Source organism: Paenibacillus sp. YYML68 (genome assembly GCF_027923405.1).
Classification (GTDB): domain Bacteria; phylum Bacillota; class Bacilli; order Paenibacillales; family NBRC-103111; genus Paenibacillus_G.
Window position 1 is genome coordinate 2,683,605 of the sequence record NZ_BQYI01000001.1, and the last position, 20,271, is coordinate 2,703,875.

22 protein-coding genes are annotated in these 20,271 nt (G+C 55.6%); 14 read left to right on the forward strand and 8 right to left on the reverse strand.

Features of this window, described 5'->3' with window-relative positions; genetic code table 11:
- Positions 1–13 precede the first annotated feature (13 nt).
- Positions 14–502 carry a Fur family transcriptional regulator gene (locus tag PAE68_RS12335; protein WP_281887398.1) on the forward strand — a complete coding sequence of 163 codons (489 nt, stop codon included), beginning with the start codon at positions 14–16 and terminating at the stop codon, positions 500–502.
- An 82-nt stretch (positions 503–584) separates the two neighbouring features.
- Here PAE68_RS12335 and PAE68_RS12340 read toward each other — a convergent pair whose 3' ends face one another.
- The 4 genes from PAE68_RS12340 to PAE68_RS12355 all read right to left on the reverse strand — a co-directional run bounded on the left by PAE68_RS12340 (position 585) and on the right by PAE68_RS12355 (position 3,845).
- Entirely contained in the window at positions 585–1,805 is a 1,221-nt protein-coding gene (locus PAE68_RS12340) for an MFS transporter (protein ID WP_281887399.1), read from the reverse strand.
- A 201-nt stretch (positions 1,806–2,006) separates the two neighbouring features.
- Entirely contained in the window at positions 2,007–3,185 is a 1,179-nt protein-coding gene (locus PAE68_RS12345; protein WP_281887400.1) for a M20 family metallopeptidase, read from the reverse strand.
- Between the two features lie 124 nt (positions 3,186–3,309).
- Positions 3,310–3,495 (reverse strand): hypothetical protein, encoded by a 186-nt coding sequence (locus PAE68_RS12350; protein WP_281887401.1) that lies wholly within the window; start codon positions 3,493–3,495, stop codon positions 3,310–3,312.
- Between the two features lie 179 nt (positions 3,496–3,674).
- Entirely contained in the window at positions 3,675–3,845 is a 171-nt protein-coding gene (locus tag PAE68_RS12355; protein ID WP_281887402.1) for a Spo0E family sporulation regulatory protein-aspartic acid phosphatase, read from the reverse strand.
- Positions 3,846–4,034: 189 nt separating this feature from the next.
- Between PAE68_RS12355 and PAE68_RS12360 the strand changes: the two genes are divergently transcribed.
- Positions 4,035–4,181 carry a hypothetical protein gene (locus PAE68_RS12360; RefSeq protein WP_281887403.1) on the forward strand — a complete coding sequence of 49 codons (147 nt, stop codon included), beginning with the start codon at positions 4,035–4,037 and terminating at the stop codon, positions 4,179–4,181.
- A gap of 147 nt (positions 4,182–4,328) precedes the next feature.
- Here PAE68_RS12360 and PAE68_RS12365 read toward each other — a convergent pair whose 3' ends face one another.
- The gene (locus PAE68_RS12365; protein WP_281887404.1) at positions 4,329–4,505 is read right to left on the reverse strand and encodes a hypothetical protein; all 177 of its coding nucleotides are present in this window, start codon (positions 4,503–4,505) and stop codon (positions 4,329–4,331) included.
- A 132-nt stretch (positions 4,506–4,637) separates the two neighbouring features.
- On the opposite strand from PAE68_RS12365, the gene PAE68_RS12370 reads away from it, so the two are divergent.
- On the forward strand, positions 4,638–5,369 hold the full coding sequence (locus PAE68_RS12370; RefSeq protein ID WP_281887405.1) for a phosphonate ABC transporter ATP-binding protein: 732 nt from the start codon (positions 4,638–4,640) through the stop codon (positions 5,367–5,369).
- 75 nt (positions 5,370–5,444) lie between these two features.
- Here PAE68_RS12370 and PAE68_RS12375 read toward each other — a convergent pair whose 3' ends face one another.
- Complete coding sequence (locus PAE68_RS12375; protein ID WP_281887406.1) at positions 5,445–6,419, reverse strand: YpdA family putative bacillithiol disulfide reductase; 975 nt, start codon at positions 6,417–6,419, stop codon at positions 5,445–5,447.
- A gap of 191 nt (positions 6,420–6,610) precedes the next feature.
- Here PAE68_RS12375 and PAE68_RS12380 point away from each other — a divergent pair, with 191 nt between their 5' ends.
- From PAE68_RS12380 to PAE68_RS12390, 3 genes are all read left to right on the forward strand, one after another.
- Positions 6,611–7,426, forward strand: coding sequence for a hypothetical protein (locus PAE68_RS12380; protein WP_281887407.1), 816 nt, complete (start codon positions 6,611–6,613; stop codon positions 7,424–7,426).
- Positions 7,427–7,625: 199 nt separating this feature from the next.
- Positions 7,626–7,964 carry a TM2 domain-containing protein gene (locus tag PAE68_RS12385; protein ID WP_281887408.1) on the forward strand — a complete coding sequence of 113 codons (339 nt, stop codon included), beginning with the start codon at positions 7,626–7,628 and terminating at the stop codon, positions 7,962–7,964.
- Between the two features lie 13 nt (positions 7,965–7,977).
- On the forward strand, positions 7,978–8,373 hold the full coding sequence (locus PAE68_RS12390) for an NINE protein (protein ID WP_281887409.1): 396 nt from the start codon (positions 7,978–7,980) through the stop codon (positions 8,371–8,373).
- Positions 8,374–8,447: 74 nt separating this feature from the next.
- On the opposite strand, the gene PAE68_RS12395 is transcribed toward PAE68_RS12390, so the two are convergent.
- On the reverse strand, positions 8,448–8,954 hold the full coding sequence (locus PAE68_RS12395; RefSeq protein ID WP_281887410.1) for a tellurite resistance TerB family protein: 507 nt from the start codon (positions 8,952–8,954) through the stop codon (positions 8,448–8,450).
- A gap of 174 nt (positions 8,955–9,128) precedes the next feature.
- Between PAE68_RS12395 and PAE68_RS12400 the strand changes: the two genes are divergently transcribed.
- Both PAE68_RS12400 and PAE68_RS12405 read left to right on the forward strand, forming a co-directional pair.
- Positions 9,129–9,671 carry an NfeD family membrane protein gene (locus PAE68_RS12400; protein WP_281887411.1) on the forward strand — a complete coding sequence of 181 codons (543 nt, stop codon included), beginning with the start codon at positions 9,129–9,131 and terminating at the stop codon, positions 9,669–9,671.
- Between the two features lie 8 nt (positions 9,672–9,679).
- On the forward strand, positions 9,680–11,251 hold the full coding sequence (locus tag PAE68_RS12405; protein WP_281887412.1) for a flotillin family protein: 1,572 nt from the start codon (positions 9,680–9,682) through the stop codon (positions 11,249–11,251).
- A gap of 116 nt (positions 11,252–11,367) precedes the next feature.
- Here PAE68_RS12405 and udk read toward each other — a convergent pair whose 3' ends face one another.
- Positions 11,368–11,982, reverse strand: a complete 615-nt coding sequence (gene udk, locus PAE68_RS12410) for a uridine kinase (protein WP_281887413.1) — start codon at positions 11,980–11,982, stop codon at positions 11,368–11,370.
- Between the two features lie 176 nt (positions 11,983–12,158).
- Here udk and PAE68_RS12415 point away from each other — a divergent pair, with 176 nt between their 5' ends.
- From PAE68_RS12415 to PAE68_RS12440, 6 genes are all read left to right on the forward strand, one after another.
- The gene (locus PAE68_RS12415; protein ID WP_281887414.1) at positions 12,159–12,845 is read left to right on the forward strand and encodes a response regulator transcription factor; all 687 of its coding nucleotides are present in this window, start codon (positions 12,159–12,161) and stop codon (positions 12,843–12,845) included.
- Entirely contained in the window at positions 12,838–14,055 is a 1,218-nt protein-coding gene (locus tag PAE68_RS12420; RefSeq protein ID WP_281887415.1) for a sensor histidine kinase, read from the forward strand. Before PAE68_RS12415 ends, PAE68_RS12420 begins: the two co-directional genes overlap by 8 nt.
- Positions 14,056–14,249: 194 nt before the next feature.
- Positions 14,250–15,965: an efflux RND transporter periplasmic adaptor subunit gene (locus PAE68_RS12425; RefSeq protein ID WP_281887416.1), complete on the forward strand. Its 1,716-nt coding sequence runs from the start codon at positions 14,250–14,252 to the stop codon at positions 15,963–15,965.
- A gap of 23 nt (positions 15,966–15,988) precedes the next feature.
- Positions 15,989–16,711, forward strand: coding sequence for an ABC transporter ATP-binding protein (locus tag PAE68_RS12430; protein ID WP_281887417.1), 723 nt, complete (start codon positions 15,989–15,991; stop codon positions 16,709–16,711).
- A complete protein-coding gene (locus PAE68_RS12435) occupies positions 16,708–17,883 on the forward strand; it encodes an ABC transporter permease (protein WP_281887418.1) in 1,176 nt (391 codons plus the stop codon). Before PAE68_RS12430 ends, PAE68_RS12435 begins: the two co-directional genes overlap by 4 nt.
- 51 nt (positions 17,884–17,934) lie before the next feature.
- On the forward strand, positions 17,935–20,145 hold the full coding sequence (locus PAE68_RS12440; protein ID WP_281887419.1) for a hypothetical protein: 2,211 nt from the start codon (positions 17,935–17,937) through the stop codon (positions 20,143–20,145).
- Positions 20,146–20,271: the final 126 nt, after the last annotated feature.

Genomic DNA, 20,271 nt, shown 5'->3' on the forward strand with positions numbered 1-20,271 from the left:
AGAAGAGGTCGCTATGGGAAATCATGAGCACAACGTACAGGAGACGATCGAAGCGATCGTAGCAGCGATGTCGATGAAGGGCTGGCGCATTACGGACCAGCGGAAGACGCTTGCTGCGCTATTCGCCAAAACGCACGGCTACTTGTCGCCCAAGGATGTCTATGAATACATGAAGTCTTCATACCCGGGCGTCAGCTTTGATACGGTGTATCGCAATATTAGGCTGCTTAGCGAGATGGGCGTGCTGGAGCAGATCTACTTGAAGGATGGACTGAAATTCCGTGCGCGCTGCCACTCTCATCATCACCACCACCTCATCTGCATGAGCTGTGAGAAGACGGTGCCGTTCGAGTTTTGCCCGATGAAGCATATGCCGAATCTTCCAGATAACTTCCAGGTGGTCAATCATCGCTTCGATATATTGGGCTACTGCAATCAATGCAGTGCGGAGCATTCAACCAATAGAGATGATGAACAATCTCTCCATGCTAGCGATACATAAAGGGGCATTCACCTCTTGTTCAAAAGTCAAGGCTGAGCGCTCGCTCAGCCTTGCTTGCATATATACCAGCATGGCATGTATATTATGCTCCACTCTTCGGCTTGATCGCGAGCAGAGCCACGAGCAGTGCAGCGGCGGAGATGCCGCCCATCGCCCAGAACGTGCCTGCAGCTGACCAGATCATCGAGAGCGACACCGCCGGAGGACCTGCCGCCACGCCGATGAAGCGCATGCTGCTGTACACCGATGTAACGGTGCCCCGCTGCTGCTTCTCGATCCCTTCGGTGATGAGCGCGTCCATACAGGGCAGCGCGACGCCGATGCCGATGCCGCCAAGGCCGACCCAGACGAATAGCAGCCAGAGCGGATTGAGTCCGAACCAAGCGATGCCTGCCATCGATATGGTGAGGAGAGCAAGACCGCCTACTCCGAGCCACTTCATTCTTGGCTTGTTCTCACCGATAATGCGCCCTGTGATATAAGACGACAGACACAAGGCGGATAACGGGATGGCGAGCAGCACACCCTTCCATACGCCGTGAATGTCGAACAGCCCCTCCAGCACATCGGATAAGTAGAACAGCACCCCGAATAAGACGAACATCGCGACGACGCCGATCGTGAAGATCGCCGACAGCCAGCGGCCTTCTTGATGTGCGATTTGGACTAAAGACGATAAGAATTCCTTGAATCGGAGCTGCTTGCCGTTCCCGCCGCTTGATTCTTGAGCTGGGGCTTTAATCAGAAGCATCACGAGTACGACAGAGAGAAGACTCAGTACCGGAATAGATAAGAACACCACATACCAGGCCCATAATGCGAGCAATGAGCCGAGTATAGGACTTGCTACTTTACCGAACGTGTTGGACGTTTCGATCATACCGAGCGCCGAGCTGACATCGCTCTCCTGCTTAAACATATCTCCGACTAAGGGCATGACGATGGGGGCCGCGCCTGCAGCTCCGATACCTTGTATGAACCGTCCGATCAAGATGATCGTGAATGTCCACGTCCCCGCGAACCATGCCGCTGTACCGCACAGCAAGCCGCCGAGTCCCGCGATAATTAGACTCGGAATCATCACTTTTTTACGGCCGAACTTGTCGGATAAATATCCTGCGATCGGTATGAGTACAATCGCGACGACAGAGTATACCGTAATGAGTAAGCTCGTCTGGAACGATGTAATGTGCAGCTCCTTGCGCAGCAGAGGCAATACCGGGATGAGCATCGAGTTGCCCAGTGTCATAATGAGAGGCACGGATGCGGCCGCAATTAAATCCTTCGTTTTTCCACTTTGCAAACGAGTGATCCACCTTTCCAGCAGCTGACAAGTTCACATGCGGTAATACGCAGCAGTAAGCGATCCGTAAAGTACCGGCATAACGCTTACTACGCTGGCTGAAGCCTCAGCTTGAGCGCTACCCGTTGTATTATGCTCCGCTTACGAACGGTTGCGACATGGAGATAACTGGTTCCTCATCGTACGACAAAAGCAAGCCAATCAAACAGATTGGCTTGCTTTGTAAGCATGGAAGGTGGTGCGGACGCGTGCCAGCAGCTCAGGAGTCGCAACAACGTCGTACGCCGTTGCGGCAAGCGCTTGAGCGCCGAGGAGCATCCCTTCGAAGGCGCGGGGAAGCATGGCAGCATCGCGAAATTGTGTCGTATGCAGCATATACGGCTCATCCACGACTTGGATGAACGGGTGAATAGCGGGGCAGTGGACGGACACGTTGCCAAGGTCAAGCGAGCCGTGGTCGTTGCCGCACTGAATGGCGCTCGGTGCTACGCCGAGTGCGATTAAGTTCTGTGTGAATGCCTCAGACAGCGGCTCATTCGTGGCCAGCTCATCATAGGAGTACTCGTAATTCGACCACTTCATCGTGCAGCCTGTCGCAAGCGCCGCACCCTCGGCGCAGCGAAGGACGCGCTGAACGAGCTCATTCGTATATGGGCGATCAGCTGCCCGGATGTAGAACTGTGCCGCCGCGTAATCCGGTATAATGTTAGGCGCCTTGCCGCCCTCTGTAATAATACCGTGCAGCCTGGCGTCGCTGCGCACCTGCTGCCTGAGCAGCGCGATGGACTGGAACAGCAGCAGGACAGCATCGAGCGCATTGATACCGTCATGAGGGCTTGCCGCCGCATGGGCTGCCTTGCCGAAGAATTCGAACTGGATCGCATCCATCGCTAGCGAGCTGCCCGACTTCTCATACGCATAATACGGGTGAGCCATCAGCGCTGCGTCAACGTCGTCGAAGAGACCGGCCTCCGCCATCGTCACCTTCGCGCCCTTCGTCTCCTCGGCTGGCGTACCGTAGACGCGAATCGTACCGCCGGTCTCCTCAATTGTTGCCAGCAAGCCGACCGCCGCGGCGACTCCCATCGTAGCAATCAGATGATGGCCGCATGCATGACCGAGGTCGGGGAGGGCGTCGTACTCGCACAGGAATGCGATCGTCGGACCTGGCTTCGCCGCCTTGTACGTGGCGATGAACGCAGTAGGGAGGTCGAGCACCGGTGTCTCCACAATAAACCCATGCCGCGCGAGTGTGCTCGTAAGTCGGGCCGCAGCCTGCCATTCCTCATGGCCGAGCTCTGGATGACTGCCAATGAAGGCGGCCAGCTCGAACCATTCTTCATGCAGCTCTTGAATGCGGTCTATCATTCGTTGCTTCATCGTCATATCTCCTTCTTGGCATCACTCTATATTGTATTATAAGGAAAAGAGCCGCTCAGCGTAAGGCCGAGGGCTCTAATGGAAATCGGTCGAACCGAATTGTCGTTTGAATCGAAGTGTTAACTTACTGCAACGTACGGCGCTGATCGAACATCTGCTCTTCCAGCTGCTTCTTGATCTTGTGCATGACCTCGACTTCCAGCTGATGATTTTGCGGGAAACGGACGCCTGTCAACGAGAGCGCTTCATTAAATGTCAGCTCAACCGAAATCTTCTTCTCCTGCGTCTGCTGTCCAGCTTCATAGTTCATTGTGCATCGCTCCTTTAATCATATTGAGTCGTGCATCATGAATGGAATGGTAGGTACAATTAGTGGCGCTTACATTGCGGGAATCCTTGATACGCCTCGATTTCAATATAACATATCATGTAACATTTATCAAGTGGGGCGCACAAAAAAAGAGGCCCATCTTTGCGGTGGCCTCCCGATTATTTCACGCGTTCCTTCATTTTTATTTTTTGGATCGTCAGGACAAGACTATCGATTTGTTGGCTGAGCTCGACCACCTGGGGATCTACAAAGCTGCCTCGTTGCTCCACCAGCAAATATAGCTGTATTTGCATGCGCTCCAAGCGTCGCTTCAATTCCAGTTCCTTCATTACCCTTGTCCCAACTCCCTGACTGTAATGTAAACAATAACTTGATCATTATAATACGAATCTAGCGTAAAGTTTGTTGGACGGTGTCGAATGAAATTTATATATTTTGTGACAAAATTATACATGCGTCGCATAGGAATTCCAGCCTTGATCCATACTACAACTCGAAAGTCAGGAGGTGACGCGAGGATGGACAGTGCAAAAGCCAATACGAAGAACAACCCGAACTACAAGGAAAATAAATTTACAGAGCCGGAAGCGATTATGCATGCCGACAAAGCAGCAAACCGCCCGCCGAGCTTGAACGAGGTTCCGAAGGAATCGAATCCGCAATAGAAGTCTCTCTATCCAACGTACAGGATGCCGGTCGCTTGCAGCGGCCGGTTTTGTCATATTCGGTAACGCTCATGAAAAAAAGGCGATGCAAGCCGCCCATCAAGGTGCGGTCGCGATCGCCGTTGATCTGTGTCCAGCAAGCTGAACTTATCGGTTCAATTGCTCGTTCTGGTTGTGCCCAAGCGCCAAGTTATTGATCTCCTCGGCTACTTCAGATGGCATGCGTGTACGGAAATAACCGATCACCGCTTCAACGGCCTCATTCGCTTGGCCCTCCGTAATGTTAGCCTGCTCACTGACTAGCTTCACTAATTGATGCTTCATCATAGATCCATTCCTCCTTATGTCGGTTGCGGATGATGCAGATACGACCATAGGGTGCGCCTGTTTGTGGTTTTTATGTAGCCAATCATGATATAGTCTTCCATATAAGCAAGTAAAGGAGTCATTGTCCTTATGATTATAGTACGCAACTTGACGAAGTCGTATCAGAATCATCCGAAGGTGCTGGACAAGCTGAGCTTTCAGGCTGACGAAGGAGAGCTGATCACGCTGCTCGGCGCAAGCGGCAGCGGCAAGACGACGCTGTTCCGCTGTCTGCTACTGCAGGAGAAGTGGGATGAAGGGCAGTACATCTATGGCGGTACAGAAATCACCTCAAGCAGCCCGCTGCAGAAGCTCAAGCTTCGCAAGGAATGGGCCTATCTCGAGGAGAAGCCGCAGTTCAATCTGAAGCAGACGGCACTGAAGAATGTATTGGGCGCGCTTCTGTTCAAGAAATCATGGTGGCGCTTCCTGACGAATTCGGTCTCGCAGGACGATCATATCGAAGCGATGGACTATCTCGACCGCGTCGGCTTGCTCGATAAGGCTCACGAGCCCATTGAGAAGCTGAGCGGGGGGGAGAAGCAGCGGGTCGCCATATGTAGAGCGCTGATCAAGGGGGCGAAGGTCATCTTCGCCGATGAGCCGGTGTCCGGTCTTAATCCGCAGGCGGCGAGCGTTGTCATGGAGGATTTCAAGACGATCTGTGCGCGGGAGAAGGTTACGATCATCTGCAGTCTGCATCAGTTGGAGGCAGCGGAGCGGTTCGCGACTCGCATCTGGGGCCTTGCAGGCGGCAAGCTCGTGGTCGATATTGCCGGCAGACGGCTGACGCAGCAGGAGAAGAACCACATCTTTGGTTAATGTGCAAAAATGTCAAGGCCCGCACTTCCTAAGCCTAGGAAGCTGCGGGCCTTACGCATGCAGGCTGCGGTGCAGCTATCGAGTGCTCTCAATATGCTGCGCAATCCATCGCCCGTGCAGCCGTCCGGTCTCGATGAACACCTCATTCGCGTCCCGTCCAGAGGCGGCTACGCCTGCGATATAGATGCCCGGACAGGTCGTCTCCATCGTCTCCGGGTTATACAACGGAATCTCGTCATCGTCGCGAAAGCGTGCGCCGATGCTTCGGAGCAGGCTGCGGTCCGGACGGAAGCCGGTCAGCGCCAGCACGAAATCGCTGGCAAGCTCATGCTCCGTCCCTTCCTTCGCCACGAAGATGCTATCCTCTGTAATTCGAGTCACCTTAGCATCGAACCACATCTGAATGCGTCCCTTATTGACCATGCTCTCGAAGATCGGCTTCACCCAAGGCTTGATGACGGGGGAGTACGTCTGGCCTCGATAGACGACGGTGACCTCTGCACCGGCCCTCAGCAGCTCCATCGCAGCATCGACTGCCGAGTTGCTGCCGCCGATGACGGTCACCTTCGTTCCCGCATAAGGGTGAGCCTCCCGGAAGTAATGACTGACCTTGGACAGCTCCTCGCCTTCGATGCCGAGCTCGTTCGGCCGGTCGAAGTAGCCGGTTGCGACGATGACACGCCGCGCGGTGACCTCTCGCTGATTGCCTGTTCGCGAGCGAACGTTCAGCTTATACCCGCTCTCGTCGTTGCCGTGAATCTCGGTGACCTCGTGATAGGCAGTGATCCGCAGCTCGTTACGGCTCGCAACGGTACGGTAATAGTGTAGCGCCTCATGCCGATACGGCTTCTCATGCGGTGTCGTGAACGGGTAGCCGCCGATCTCCAGCAGCTCTGGTGTGCTGAAGAACTGCAGATGAGTCGGGTACAGATAGATAGAGTGGACCATATTCTCCTTCTCGATGATGAGCGGATCGATGCCGATTCGTCTCAGCTCGAGCGCAGCGGACAGACCGCACGGGCCGGCGCCGATAATGACGGCTTCTTCCATGCTGTGCACCTCTTTTACGATCAAAGTATAGTCAAGCATCAAGTAGCTGATTGTTCTTCTTATCGTACTTGATCCTGAGGGCTGATGCCAATCCCGCTCAGATTCTCTTACGTGCACCGTCATATCCGAACAAGTTCTCTCATAGAGTAGATTCATAGTGATCATGATGGAGAGAAATGAGGGTATATGGGATGAACTATGTATTCAACGTGCTAAGCGAGCGGCGCCGTGCTGGAGCAGCTGTCATGCTGCTGCTGCTAGCCTTCTTCTTCGGCTATATGCTATCACTGCTCGTCTGGAATGCAGCTGCTTATCGGAAGCCGGCCTCGTTGCCACAGCAATCGCCCTATGTCTATGGCACTTATGAGGCGACAAATGGCGTGAAGCTGCACGCGATGGGAACGAGTCCGGAGCGGATCGTGCTACGCGCCGTCGAGACCAATGTGACGGAAACAGGGGATTACGGGATCAACGGCGGCTTCTTCTGGAAGGGGGCTCTGCTCAGCATTGCAGTGATGAACGATATGCCGCTTAAGGGCAAGCCGCACGCCTACGGCTCTGGCTGGAGCAACATCGACGTGCCGAAGGGGACGCTCGTCTGGGACGGCGGGGTTGGCCGCTTCTCCGTACAGGTGGCCGATGCCGCGAACCGGCTGCAGGTGACGGATCGCGCCCGATATTGGGCGCAGGGCGGCATTAGCATGTCGCTGGGCGACGACAAGCGATGGAGGCTGCAGGCGGCTCGTGAGCGGATGCCGCAGATGGACAGGCCGAAGCTGCGCTCCGGCGTCGTGTATGAGCACGATCAGACCGTATGGCTGGTCGTATCGGAGACGCCATGCACGGCGGAGCAATTCCGCACCGCGATTCGCGAGCAGATTGCCCCGGGCCGTCTTGCTGACGGTGTCTTCCTCGACGGGGACGGCTCGGCTCAGATGCGCAGCGCCGAGGTCGAGCTGAAGGGCGATACGCGTGCGGTGTACCAGATGATGGCGGTGGAGCGGTGAACAGCGTTGTAGCAATCTTATGAAGTTAAGCTCAACGTCACGCGAGGGAGTACGAACGAATGCGAATGCGAGCGGCATGGGGCTAACCTGTGCCGTTCGATTTCATTTGATACAAGAAAATTTTAGAAAATTTTTATACTATTAACTATTAATATCATGTATGATTGTAATTATCTTTTATTTTTTTGGGGGTATGTCGATGTCGTCACTTATTCAAAAGCAGTCTTTGACAGGAGAGCAGCTGCAGCTGCTGGCTTCTGAAATGACCAAAAAGCAAAAATCAAGCGGTACAGCTTGGATTCTATGGATATTTACGGCCGGATTGGGTGGTCACCGCTTTTACTTAGGACGCATAGGCTCCGGGGTTGCGATGATGTTGACACTCGGGGGGCTTGGGATTTGGGCATTCATCGATTTGTTTTTGCTGTCGGGGATGATCAGAGAAACGAATGAGCGCATTGAGAACGACATCATTTCCGAAATTCGTCTGATCCAGAAGGCGAAGGCGAATTCGGAAGCAGCTGCTGGGAAAGTGTAACAGGACGCAGCCCATGGATCATTTGAAAGAAAAAAGTGAACTGACGTTAGAAGAGCTTGGTATTCTGGAATCAGAGATGCAAAGTCGCAGGAAGTCGCGGGAAGCGGCCTGGGGGCTCTGGGCGGGCTTGTCGTTCTTTGGAGCGCACAGGTTCTACACAGGGGACTATGCTTATGCGAGCATCATGCTATTGACTAGTATTATTCCGCTGATCGGACTCCTACTGCTCTCTACCTTTTTGCATATGGATGGGTTCGGCTATGTGTTGCTGTGGTTCTTCGGCTGCTTGCTGGCGGGCTCTGTGATATGGAGCTGGCTAGATGCGTTCTTCTTGAATCGTCGGATTGACCAGTGGAACCACGAGGAGGAAGCAAGGATCCTTCAGAAGATAAATGGCTTGCGCAAGTAGTATCATCAATAAGGGTTAAAAAAAGAGCGGGCTATCCATTCGATAGCCTGCTCTTTTTCGTGATGCTGGCGTTATTAGACAGACAGACTTACCTGGTAGCCTGCTTGATTCTTAGGGTGACTCTGATTCAAGAATACCGCGCGGTCGTTCTTCAAGACGATAACCTCGAAGAATGGAGTGAATCTTTCCTCGGAAATATTAAAGCCCTTGAGGAACTTAGCGAACAGCTCTTGCTCTTCACGCTCAGGTTCTCCATCAGCCAACGAAGAATCGACGAGGTTCACCAGGATGCACATCTTCTGTGCATCGGTCAACAGCGGAGCGGCTTCACCGATGAACTTATCGACGGAGTTGGAACGCACGTATTTAAAAGCGCGATCCAGCAGCTCACGGTTGTTCGCACCGACGCCGATCACTCCATTTTTGCTTTCTCCGCCTAGTACGGAGAGAAGCTGTCCAATTTCTTCCGTATCCATTTCGCCGTCAGACTGCATCATGTACAGCAGCGATGCAGCAAACGCGAAGTGAGGAGTCATACCTTCCGTTGATTTGTCACCTTTAAACATGTCAAATAATCCCACAGTAATTCCTCCTAATATGTAATTTGGCTAGCTCTAACACTCTTAGATACGTGAGCTTACGAGATTCGTTTCATCATTTACAAGAAAGTAATAATTGTAAAATGCTGCAACCTGATGTCAGGTTGATGCGTATCACCTCTACATGTGATCTGTCAGCCGCCTGGAGGGATAGCGATGCTGGAATTGTACACGATGTTGCTCATTACGGGAATCTTGTTCGCCGTCGTCTCGGTGCTGCTCGGGGATGTGATCGGTCAGGCGCTCGACGGTGCATTCGATTGGATGTCCGGCGATGCGCTGCACGCGCTGCAGCCGATGGTGCTGTTCAGCGGGATGACGGTGCTCGGCGGAGCGGGCTACATGCTGACGAAGTTCAGCTCGCTCAGTGCGTTCTTGACGCTAGCGCTGTCTGTACTAATCGCGGTGGGCACGTCGGTGCTGATCTACTTCCTGTATGTGAAGCCGATGAACAACTCGGAACGGTCGGTTGCCTTCTCCATGAAGGAGCTCGTCGGCAAGATTGGTGAGGTGTCCGTGCCGATCCCGGCGAAGGGGTGCGGTGAAGTCGTGTATCGTATCGGTGGTGGGCTGACGAATCAGATCGCGGAAAGCTTTGACGGTACAGACATTGCTTCAGGGGCGCGCGTCGTGACGATTGAGCTTCGTGACGGTGCGGTACTCGTGTCGCCTCTGTACGACAATCTGGATGGGGAGTGATCGGGAATATGGATGAGGTGCTCGTAATACCTGGTATTGTAGTCGGGGTTATTGTTGTCTTAGGGCTTGCGTTCTGGGCCAGATACAAGACGGTAAGCCCGGATGAGGCGATGATCGTTACAGGCTCGTTCCTCGGCAGCCGCAATGTGATGGAGGATGATACGGGCCGCAAAATTAAAATCGTACGCGGTGGTGGCGCCTTCATCATCCCGATATTCCAGCAGGCCGAGTTCATATCGCTCCTGTCGCATAAGCTCGACGTATCCACACCTGAGGTGTATACGGAGCAGGGCGTGCCGGTTATGGCTGACGGCGTCGCGATCATTAAGATCGGCGGTTCGGTCGAGGATGTCGCGACGGCTGCCGAGCAGTTCATGGGCAAGCCGACCGAGGCGCTGAAGGGTGAAGCGCAGGAGGTGCTCGAGGGTCATCTGCGGGCGATACTCGGCTCGATGACCGTTGAAGAGGTATACCGCAACCGCGACAAGTTCGCGCAAGAGGTGCAGGGCGTAGCGGCAAAGGATCTGAAGAAGATGGGTCTGCAGATCGTATCGTTCACGATCAAGGATCTGCGTGACAATAACGGCTATCTCGAGGCGCTCGGTAAGCCGAGAATCGCGACGGTCAAGCGGGATGCCGAGATCGCGGAGGCCGAGGCCGTCCGTGATGCGCGTATTCAGAAGGCACGCGCCGAGGAGGAGGGCCAGAAGGCCGAGCTGCTGCGCGATACGAACATCGCCGAGGCGAACAAGGAGAAGGAGCTGAAGGTCGCTTCCTTCAAGAAGGATCAAGATATGGCCAAGGCCGAGGCCGATCAGGCGTACCACGTGCAGGAGGCGCGCTCGAAGCAGAGCGTCGTCGAGGAGCAGATGCGCGTCGAGCTCGTGCGTAAGGAGCGCGAGATTGACCTCGAGACGAAGGAGATTCTGCGTCGGGAGAAGCAGTATGACGCTGAGGTGAAGAAGAAGGCGGACGCCGACCGCTACGCGGTCGAGCAGGCTGCACAAGCAGAGAAGGCGCGGCAAATTACGCAGGCCGACGCGGTTCAATACCGAATCGAGGCCGAGGCGAAGGCGAACGCCGAGCAGAAGCGGCTCGATGGTCTTGCCGTCGCCGACGCAGAGCGGGCGAAGGGTACAGCGGAGGCCGAGGTCATCCGTCTGCGCGGTCTTGCGGAAGCGGAAGCGAAGGAGAAGCTGGCCGAGGCGTTCGAGAAGTTCGGCGAGGCCGCGGTGCTCGACATCATCGTGAAGATGCTGCCGGAGCTGGCAGGGCGCATTGCCGAGCCGATGAAGGGTATCGACAAGCTGACCGTCGTCGATACCGGCAACGGGCAAGGCGCAACGCGCGTCAGCAACTACGTCACCGAGCTTATGGCGACGGCGCCTGAGATGCTGAAGAGCGTCAGCGGCCTCGACGTCGAGGCGATGATCCGCAGCTTCACAGACCGCAAGTCGACAGGTGCTTCGTCGGCTTCGACTGCGAGTCAAGCTGCGGTAACTGGAGCTGCCGGCAGCGACGCAGCGTTGCCGCAGCCAGGCTTCGGCTCACAGGCGAAGGGATTAGATAAGCAGGTGTAGCAGTAAGAGTTTGAAATCCGGCCGAGCGTTGATGCTCGGTCGGATTTTTTGTACATGTTAGAAGAAGCAGCGTTCAGAACAATGTGCAGATGCAAAAAAATAACGACATGAATGCTTCATGTCGTTAAATACTTCTCCGTCAAAATCGATAACAGCTGAATGCCGACTTCGTTCTGCCCGCCTTCGGGGATGATGATGTCGGCATATTTTTTGGACGGCTCGATGAACGCTTCGTGCATCGGCTTGACCGTGTTCAAGTACTGGTCGTGCACGGACTGGATGCTCCGTCCCCGCTCCTCGATGTCGCGGAGCACGCGGCGCAGGATGCGGACGTCGGGATCGGTATCGACGAACACCTTAATATCGAGTACCGCACGTATATGCTCGTCCGACAGCACGTGCAGTCCTTCGAGAATGACGATACGGTTCGGCTCGAGCTTTACCTTGTCTTGGGTCGAGCGAGCATGTGTAGAGAAGTCGTACACGGGTGCATGTGTCGTCTCTCCGGCCTTCAGCTGCTGCAGATGGGTGAGAAGCAGCTCGTTATCGAAGGCGAGCGGATGATCGTAGTTGATCGTCTCGCGTTCGCTGAACGCTAGGTGCGAATGGTCCTTGTAGTAGTTGTCTTGGGAGATGAACGTAACCTTGTTCGCGCCGAGACGGTCGATGACCGAACGGGCGACGGTCGTCTTGCCGGAGCCGGTGCCTCCGGCGATGCCGATGATGAGCATAGGTCTATTGTGCCTCCTGCCGCTGACAGTGTCGAATCTACATTGGGATATTGTAGCATAATGTTCGGGGGAACACGAGAGGTAGTGGAAGCTCATTCCCCCGTTGACGCGAAGGCGGTCCGCACGATAGATTAATACGAGCAGGATGTTCAAGGCGTATAAAGGAGTGGACACCGTTGCGTGTGCTGGTAGTGGAGGATGACAAGCGGCTGCAGGAGGCGATTGCCTCGGTGCTTGCCGATGAGCAATATGAGGTAGATCGGGCGTCTGATGGCGACGAGGGCTATCGTCTGGCGCTTCAGGGCGTGTACGATATGCTGGTGCTAGACATTATGCTTCCCGGCATGAACGGGCTGAGCGTGCTTCGCAAGCTGCGCAGCGAAGGCGTGGACACGCCATGCTTGTTCTTAACCGCCAAGGATGCGGTGAGCGACCGTGTACAGGGACTGGATGCTGGTGCGGATGATTACTTGGTCAAGCCGTTCGCGATTGACGAGCTGTTAGCGAGGCTGAGAGCGCTCCAGCGCCGGAAGAAGGGAGCGGGTGCCGATCAGCCGCTCTCCTATGCAGGGCTGACGCTCCATGAGCATCGTCTGGAGGGAGATTATGGCGGGACGTCGATCAAGCTGACGAGCAAGGAGTTCGAGCTATTGTCTTACCTCATTCGTCATAAGGAGCAGATCGTGCGCCGGGAGCAAATTTTTAGCAGCGTATGGGGACTCGAATCGGAGGCCAATGAGACGGCGGTCGATCTGTACGTTCATTATTTGCGCAAAAAGCTGCAGCCGTACGGCTGTGAGCACTATATTCGAACGATCCGCAGCGTCGGATATATGCTGAAGGCGGAGGGGGTCTATGCTTAACCGGACGCGATACCGTCTTGTTGCATTGTTCTCGCTCGTCTTCTTTGTCATTATTAACGGTCTGGGAGCAATTCTGTACTATTCGACGGAGCAGCGTCTGTACGCCCAGACGGACCGGACGATCGAGCGGGAGCTGCACGGCTTCACCTTCATGATGAACCGTCAGCCCACGCGCCGAGAATTTATGCCTCGCCCGACGAGTCTGATGACGTATTTGCACTGGGACAATGAAGGGAAGCTTGCCTTCCAGGCTCCGCGTGACGGCGTGGACGAGAAGCTTGCCGAGGCACTGCGCGGCGCTGGCGTAGTGGAGCAGTTCGTGAACGTGAAGGTGGACGATGCAGCGTACCGTGTGCTGACGCGCTCCACCCCGTCCGGCACGCTGCAGGTCGCCTATGACCTGCAGCCGGAGCGCAACGTGCTGGATAATCTTATGTTCATCTTCGCGACCGGAAGCTTGGCGAGCATCGTGCTTGCGGTGCTGACGGGCCTGTTCCTCGCGAATCGGGCATTCATTCCGATCCAGAAGGCGTGGGACCAGCAGCAGCAGTTCGTCTCCGATGCGTCGCACGAGCTGCGAACGCCGCTCTCGGTGCTGCAGCTGAACCTCGAACGTCTGTTCCGTCATCCCGACCGAACGATTGTAGAGGAGAGCGAGAAGATCGCCATCATGATTGACGAGACGCGTCGCATGAGCCGAATGGTCGGCGATCTGCTGACGCTGGCCCGCTCCGATGCGAATCGGACGCAGCTATCGCTATCGAAGGTACAGCTGCCGTCCATCCTAAGTAAGGCGTGCCGTCCGTTCGCCGAGCTGGCACAGCTGAAGGGGGTGCGTCTCGAGCAGCAGGTGCAGGGCGCTATCACGATCACGGGCGATGCGGATTATTTGCACCAGCTATTCGTAATTATATTGGACAACGCGCTGAAGTTCACAGCTGAGGGTACGATACGAATCGAGGCGAGAAGCGAGGGGCTGCATGCGGTAGTCGTCATCTCGGATACAGGTATCGGGATGAAGAAGGAGGAGCTGCCGCACATCTTCGATCGGTTCTATCGGGCCGATCAGGCCAGAGGACGCGGGGAAGGTGGGACAGGACTCGGGCTTGCCATCGCCAAGTGGATTGCCGAGTCTCATGGCGGCACAATTCGCGCCGAGAGCACCGAAGGTGCGGGAACGTCAGTGGAGCTGCGCTTCCCGCTTGCATAGATGAGAGGCCATGTCCCGATGCACAATCTATAGAACGCCGGAGGCTGCATGTAAGCCTTACGGCGTTTTTTGGTTTATTTTCAGCGCGGCCTAAGCTTCTCTTAAGCTTCTCCAATTTTCTTTTAATCTACGTCTGGTTTAATAGTCCTATAACGCAATCAGCGAACTGTCGTTATTCGGGAGGTATGGAGCCAGTGAACAAGAAGAAGACGATCATCGTATTAGCTGCTGCTATCATCGTAGCAGGGGGAGGGACAGCCGTATATTTGACCCAGATGAACAAGCCTGCAGCTACGACGGCGACGACCCAGCAGCAGACCGTGAAGGTCACGAGGGGTAATCTGGAGTCGACGATAACGGGGACTGCACAGCTTGCCGCCGAGCAGCTGCAGATGATTACGCCGCCGAAGGAAGGGATGATCAAGACGATCAACCTGTCGCGTAATCAAGAGGTGAAGGAAGGCGACCTGTTGCTGGAGCTGACGGACACGAACATTCTGGAGCGGCTTGACACAGCAAGAACGACGCTGTCTATGTACGAGAGCGATATGAGTGAGCTGCGGACGCAGCAAGGCTCGCTTCGGGTGACCGCTCCTGTCAGCGGCAAGCTGATCCTGGCACCTAATCTAGCGGAAGGCTCGAACGTATCGAAGACGACGCGGATCGGGACGATTGCGGATACGCGCACGCTTACGGTAACATTGCCCTTCATACAGGAGCAGGTCGAGCAGGTGAGGCCGGGAGCTTCGGTGGAGCTTACCATCGATGGCTACTTGCTCACGAAGACGGGCGTAATCGAGTCGATGACAGCAGGCAGCGGAGCGGATGTGAGCGGTAACCGGATCACGAGCGTCGTCGTCCGCATCGACAATGACGGGACGCTTGACGCGGACCTGACGGTCCATGGCGCGCTTCAGGCGGGCGGCCTTGAGGTGAAGTCGACGGGGGCCGCGAAGCTGCAATACAAGACGACGACGACTGTATTCGCGGGCGTAGCGGGCTCGATTAGCAGGCTGGAGGGCACCAGTAACCGAACGGTGAAGGCTGGAGAGCAGCTGGCAACGATTGTGAACGATACGCTGGACAAAGATATTCGTAACAAGCAGCTACAGATCGACCAGCAGACGAAGACGATTGCGGATCTTGAGGAGCAGCTGGAGGGGCTGAAAGTATTCGCACCGTTCGATGGGGTGTTCTCCACAGACTTTGCCGATACGAAGTCGAATGTGCTGAGCTCCTACCGCGTCGGCTCTACGATCAAGAGCGATGTGAAGCTCGGGGCTGTAGCGAGTCTGGATACGCTGCAGCTGGCTGTGAGCGTGGATGAGTTGGACTTGCCGAATGTAAAGGTGGGACAGAAGGCGAGAGTGCGCGTCGATGCGATGGCGAATAAGACGTATGAGGCCGAGGTCACTCAAGTATCAACGGTCGGTACGACTGCCAATGGCGTAAGTACATACAGCGTCATTCTGAGCATGAAGAGCAGTCAGGAGCTGAAGTACGGCATGACCGCGAGCGCGGACATCATTATCGCTGATCGCAAGAACGTGCTGCTGCTCCCAACGCAAGCGGTACAGCAGCGAGGCGGACGCAGCATGGTGTCGATTCAGAAGGCCGATGGCACGGTGGAGCGTAAGGATGTGAAGGTCGGCGTCAACGACAGCACGAACGTCGAGATCGTCGAGGGCTTGTCCGAGGGCGATCAGGTCGTCATCGCCGGCGCGACGCGGCAGAGCGACTTGACACCGCAGCAGATCGAGCAGATGCGCAACCAGTTCCAGCAGGGCGCAGGTCAGTTCGGCGGTGGACAGGGCGGTCAAGGCGGCGGAGGCCAAGGCGGCGCTCCAGCTGGCGGTGGAGGCGGCCAAGGTGGAGGTCGTACAGGCGGCGGAGGCGGCGGAAATCGATAATAGCCGAGAAGAGGTGCACGGATATGAGCTTAATCGCTCTGAAGGATATAGTGAAACGATTTAAGCGCGGAACCGAGGAGCTGACCATTCTCAAGAGCGTCTCCTTATCTGTGGAGAAGGGGGAATTCGTCGCCATCGTCGGACCGAGCGGCTCGGGTAAATCGACGCTGATGAATACGATCGGCCTGCTCGACGAGCCGACAGAGGGCTCCTACGTGCTCGATGGCGTTGTGACCGAGAAGCTGAAGGACGATCAGCTGGCGGAGGTGCGCAACAAGAAGATCGGGTTCATCTTCCAGCAGTTCAACCTGCTGCCGAGATTGAGCGCGATTGAGAATGTGGAGCTGCCGATGATCTATGCAGGCGTGTCCAAAAAAGAGCGTAGAGAGCGCGGCATGATGATGCTCGAGAAGCTCGGCATGGGTGGCCGGTCGCATCATAAGCCGAGCGAATTGTCCGGCGGTCAGCAGCAACGTGTAGCCATTGCACGGGCGCTGGCGATCGGACCAGCCATCCTGCTCGCCGATGAGCCGACAGGGGCGCTCGATTCGACGACCGGACGCGAGGTGCTCGAGCTGATGATCGAGCTGAACGAAGGCGGCAATACGATCGTTCTGATCACGCATGATCTCCATATTGCGGAGCATGCGAAGCGGGTCGTGACGATCCGTGACGGCCTCATTGTTGGAGACAAGCTGAATGCCGGAAGCCATGAGCGCACAAGTCTGGAGGTGCAGCACGGATGAAGGCTTCGGAATTAATTACGATGGCGCTCAAGACGGTGTCGGCCAATTGGATGCGGACGCTGCTGACGATGCTCGGCGTCATTATCGGTGTCGCCTCGGTCGTCACGCTCGTATCCATCGGTCGAGGGACGACCGCTGCGATCGAGCAGCAGTATGAGAATCTGGGTACGAACCTGATCACGGTCAACATTATGGGACAAGGCCGCGCATCCGGACTCGATTATGAGGAAGTGATGCAGCTGGAGCAATTCTCTGAGTTCAACTTCATCGCTCCGGCAGTCACGGCTGGCAATACGAATATTAAGTACGATCGGAATCAGGATGAGTATTCGATCATCGGTACGAACGACCGCTACTTCTCAATCACGAAGACGAGTCTTGCTACAGGACGGCTGCTCTCAGAATCGGATGTTAGCTTCCGCACGAACGTAGCTGTCGTCGGAAGCACGGTAGCAAGCGAGTTGTTCGGCTCGACCAATCCAGTCGGAGAGAAGATCAATATCAAGGGCTACGAGTTCACCGTTATCGGTACGCTCAAGTCGAAGGGCTCCACCTTCGGCACCTCGGTGGACGAATCGATCGTTGTGCCGATTACGACGGCGGTGCGTCAGCTCGGACTTGGCAATATTCGCACGACGTATATCGAAGCGGCAACCAAGGAGCAGATGACGGAGGCACAGACGACGTTCTCGAACTATTTGACCACCAAATTCAAGAGCACGAGCGGCTACCGTATCCTGAACCAGGATTCGCTGATGGAAGCGCGGACAGCAGCAACGAGCTCGCTCACGAGTCAGCTCGTCACCGTCGCCTGCATCTCATTGCTCGTCGGCGGCATCGGTATCATGAACATCATGCTTGTGACGGTGACAGAGCGGACGCGGGAGATCGGCATACGCAAGTCCATCGGCGCCAAGCGCAAAAACATTCTCATGCAGTTTCTCTTCGAGGCGGTCGTCATCAGCGGACTTGGCGGTATTCTGGGGCTCTTGCTCGGTATCGGCCTGTCAATCGCCTGGCCGTATCTGAATAAAGCGCAGCTTACCGTCATCTCGTGGGACATCAGTCTGTATGCGTTCCTGTTCTCCGTTGCAGTCGGTATCATATTCGGCATCTATCCGGCGAACAAGGCATCCAAGCTGCGTCCCATTGATGCGCTGCGTACGGATTGATTAAGGTAGGTCGTTATTCATCGTAAGACAATAATGAAGGAGGCAGCGAACTTGAACACAACGCACAATCAAACGTCACGTAAACGGGTCCGGTACATCGTGCTCGCCTGGGTATTAACAATAGGCCTTCTGGCTGCTTATACTTGTAATCCTACTGTGTCGTGGGCAGGCAAGGAAGGCGTCTTCGTCAACGGCAGCGTCTACTTCACACTGGAGGAGGTGACACTGTCCAAGGGAGCGGACAGTCAGTCGATGCAATTCCACGTCACCTTTACGAATGGCGGCTCAACCGCCATCGACTATAACCGGTACGGCGTGAAGGTGACTTCGTCAACAGGTCATAGCTATTATGCGCAGCTTACGGAGAAGGCAGATGCGGTCGTCAAGCCGTATTCGGAACGCACGTTCTCGTATATGGCTAAGCTCGCACCAGACTTGAACCCAAGCCAGCTTAAGGTCAGCATCACCGATCGCAGCCGCAGCGCAGAGCTCGGCGCTCTGTCCGTCGAGAAGTCGATTGCGCTGCAGGAGAACAGCCATCAATACGTGTTCGCTCTATCGAGTCTTGATTCGTCGTTGTCGGCGAATACTTATGTGTCAGTTGATGCGGATCAGCTGTATGTATATCCGGATCATGGCAAATGGCGCCTGACGCTTCAAGCGACGGTCAAAGTATCCGGCGCTAGCTCCTGGGACCCTGCGTCCGGCATGACCTATGTGCTGACGGACGGAACCGGCCGCTCGTTCAGCCTCGCAGCCTCCAAGCTGGAGGAGACGTCGTTGGAGGGTGCCGTCCTGACCCGGCTGCAGCTGACAGGTAATCTGGAGTCCGAGCCATTGCTCGGTACGCTGAAGCTAGGCTTCGCAAGCAAGTCGAGCGGCAAGACCATCGGAGAGCTCGCAAGCCTCGACGCGCTCCAGCTGCTCGTTCAGCCGGGCGAGCCTGCTGTCTTGAACCGTCAAGGACTGGAGAACGTGTCGGTCACTCTGACGAAGGCGGAGGAGCTGCAGCAATCCGGCAAGCGACTGGCGCTGCTGACAGCTGTCGTCCACAATGACGGTCCCCGCTCTATTGCAAGACCTGCATTGACAGGCTTGCTCGTAGCCAAGGAGCTGCAGGGCTCGCTGACGATGGAGACAATCGTCGGTGACGATGCGTACATCAGCTCCGGGAAGTCGATGACGTATCAGTTCGTCGTCGAGCTGCCGGAGGAGCTGGAAGCAACTGGCTACACCTTCTATGCATTCGAGCCTTCGACTGTTACCTCTAGTAGTGCGGCGGCCACTGGTGCTTCGAACTCCTCGGGCAATGGAGCGGGCAGCAATGCAGGGAACGCAAGTAACTCCGGCAATGCAGGGAATGCAAGCAATGCAAGCGGTACGACGGCTGTAGCGAGCACGAGTGCGCCAGTGGCCGCGGTGAGCCTGCCAGATGGTCTGACCGAATCGGAGGGTGTAAGTGCAGACGTGTATACGTTAGGCCAGCCGCTCGTCTTCTCAGCTGGCAACAAGGCTATTGATGAGAACTTGGAAGTCTCTGTAATTGAGATGAATTCGTATACGAATGTCGAGAGCGGCTACCGCTCCGTCCTCGCGAAGCTGAAGTTCGTCAATAACGGCCAAGAGACGTTGAAGCTGCCGAGCTTCGCCACCGAGGTGCAGGACGCAGGTGGCCACGCATATCCGGGAACGAAGCAGACGACTGCGCTGACGCAGCTCATTCCAGGTGCAGCGTATGTGTACAGCTACGCGTACATGCTGCCGCCGACGGTGAAGGGCGGACTGAAGCTCAGCATTTTCGAATCGACGGCAACTGAATTGAAGCTTCCAATTGCCTCGAGCTGGATCGCAGTGCATGACGCGGATGCTGACCAGCCGAACCTGTTCGGTACGAAGCTGTCGGTCTATCCGTATGAGGTCGATTTGCGTTACTGGGACTTGAGCGCTAATTATAATAAGGATTCAGGTATCTGGGCGTACAAGCTGGTTCTGGATCTGAAGATTCAGAAGACGGAGCAGGTGCTTGTCGACGATGCAATGACGAAGCTGGAGTTCGAGCTGGCGGACGGCTTCGGACGGGCACTCGGCAGCAGCACGTACGGCCTGCAGGGCACAGGCAAGCTCATAGACGGTCTTCAGTCGGTTACACTGACGAGCGTGCATAACAATCAGTTCAGCTACCCGCTGAACGTGAAGGTGTACGAGACGGTGCAGACCGCTAACGGTCCTGTGAAGAGACTGATTACGACGCTGAAGCAATAAGAGAGCCGTAGCGATAGAAGAAGTACACGTTCAAGGGGACGCTTCATACTGGAGGCATCAAGGAAGGACGGATCACACCATGCTAGCTGCAGCTTAATCGTAGCAGCGGGCATAGCATGACACATC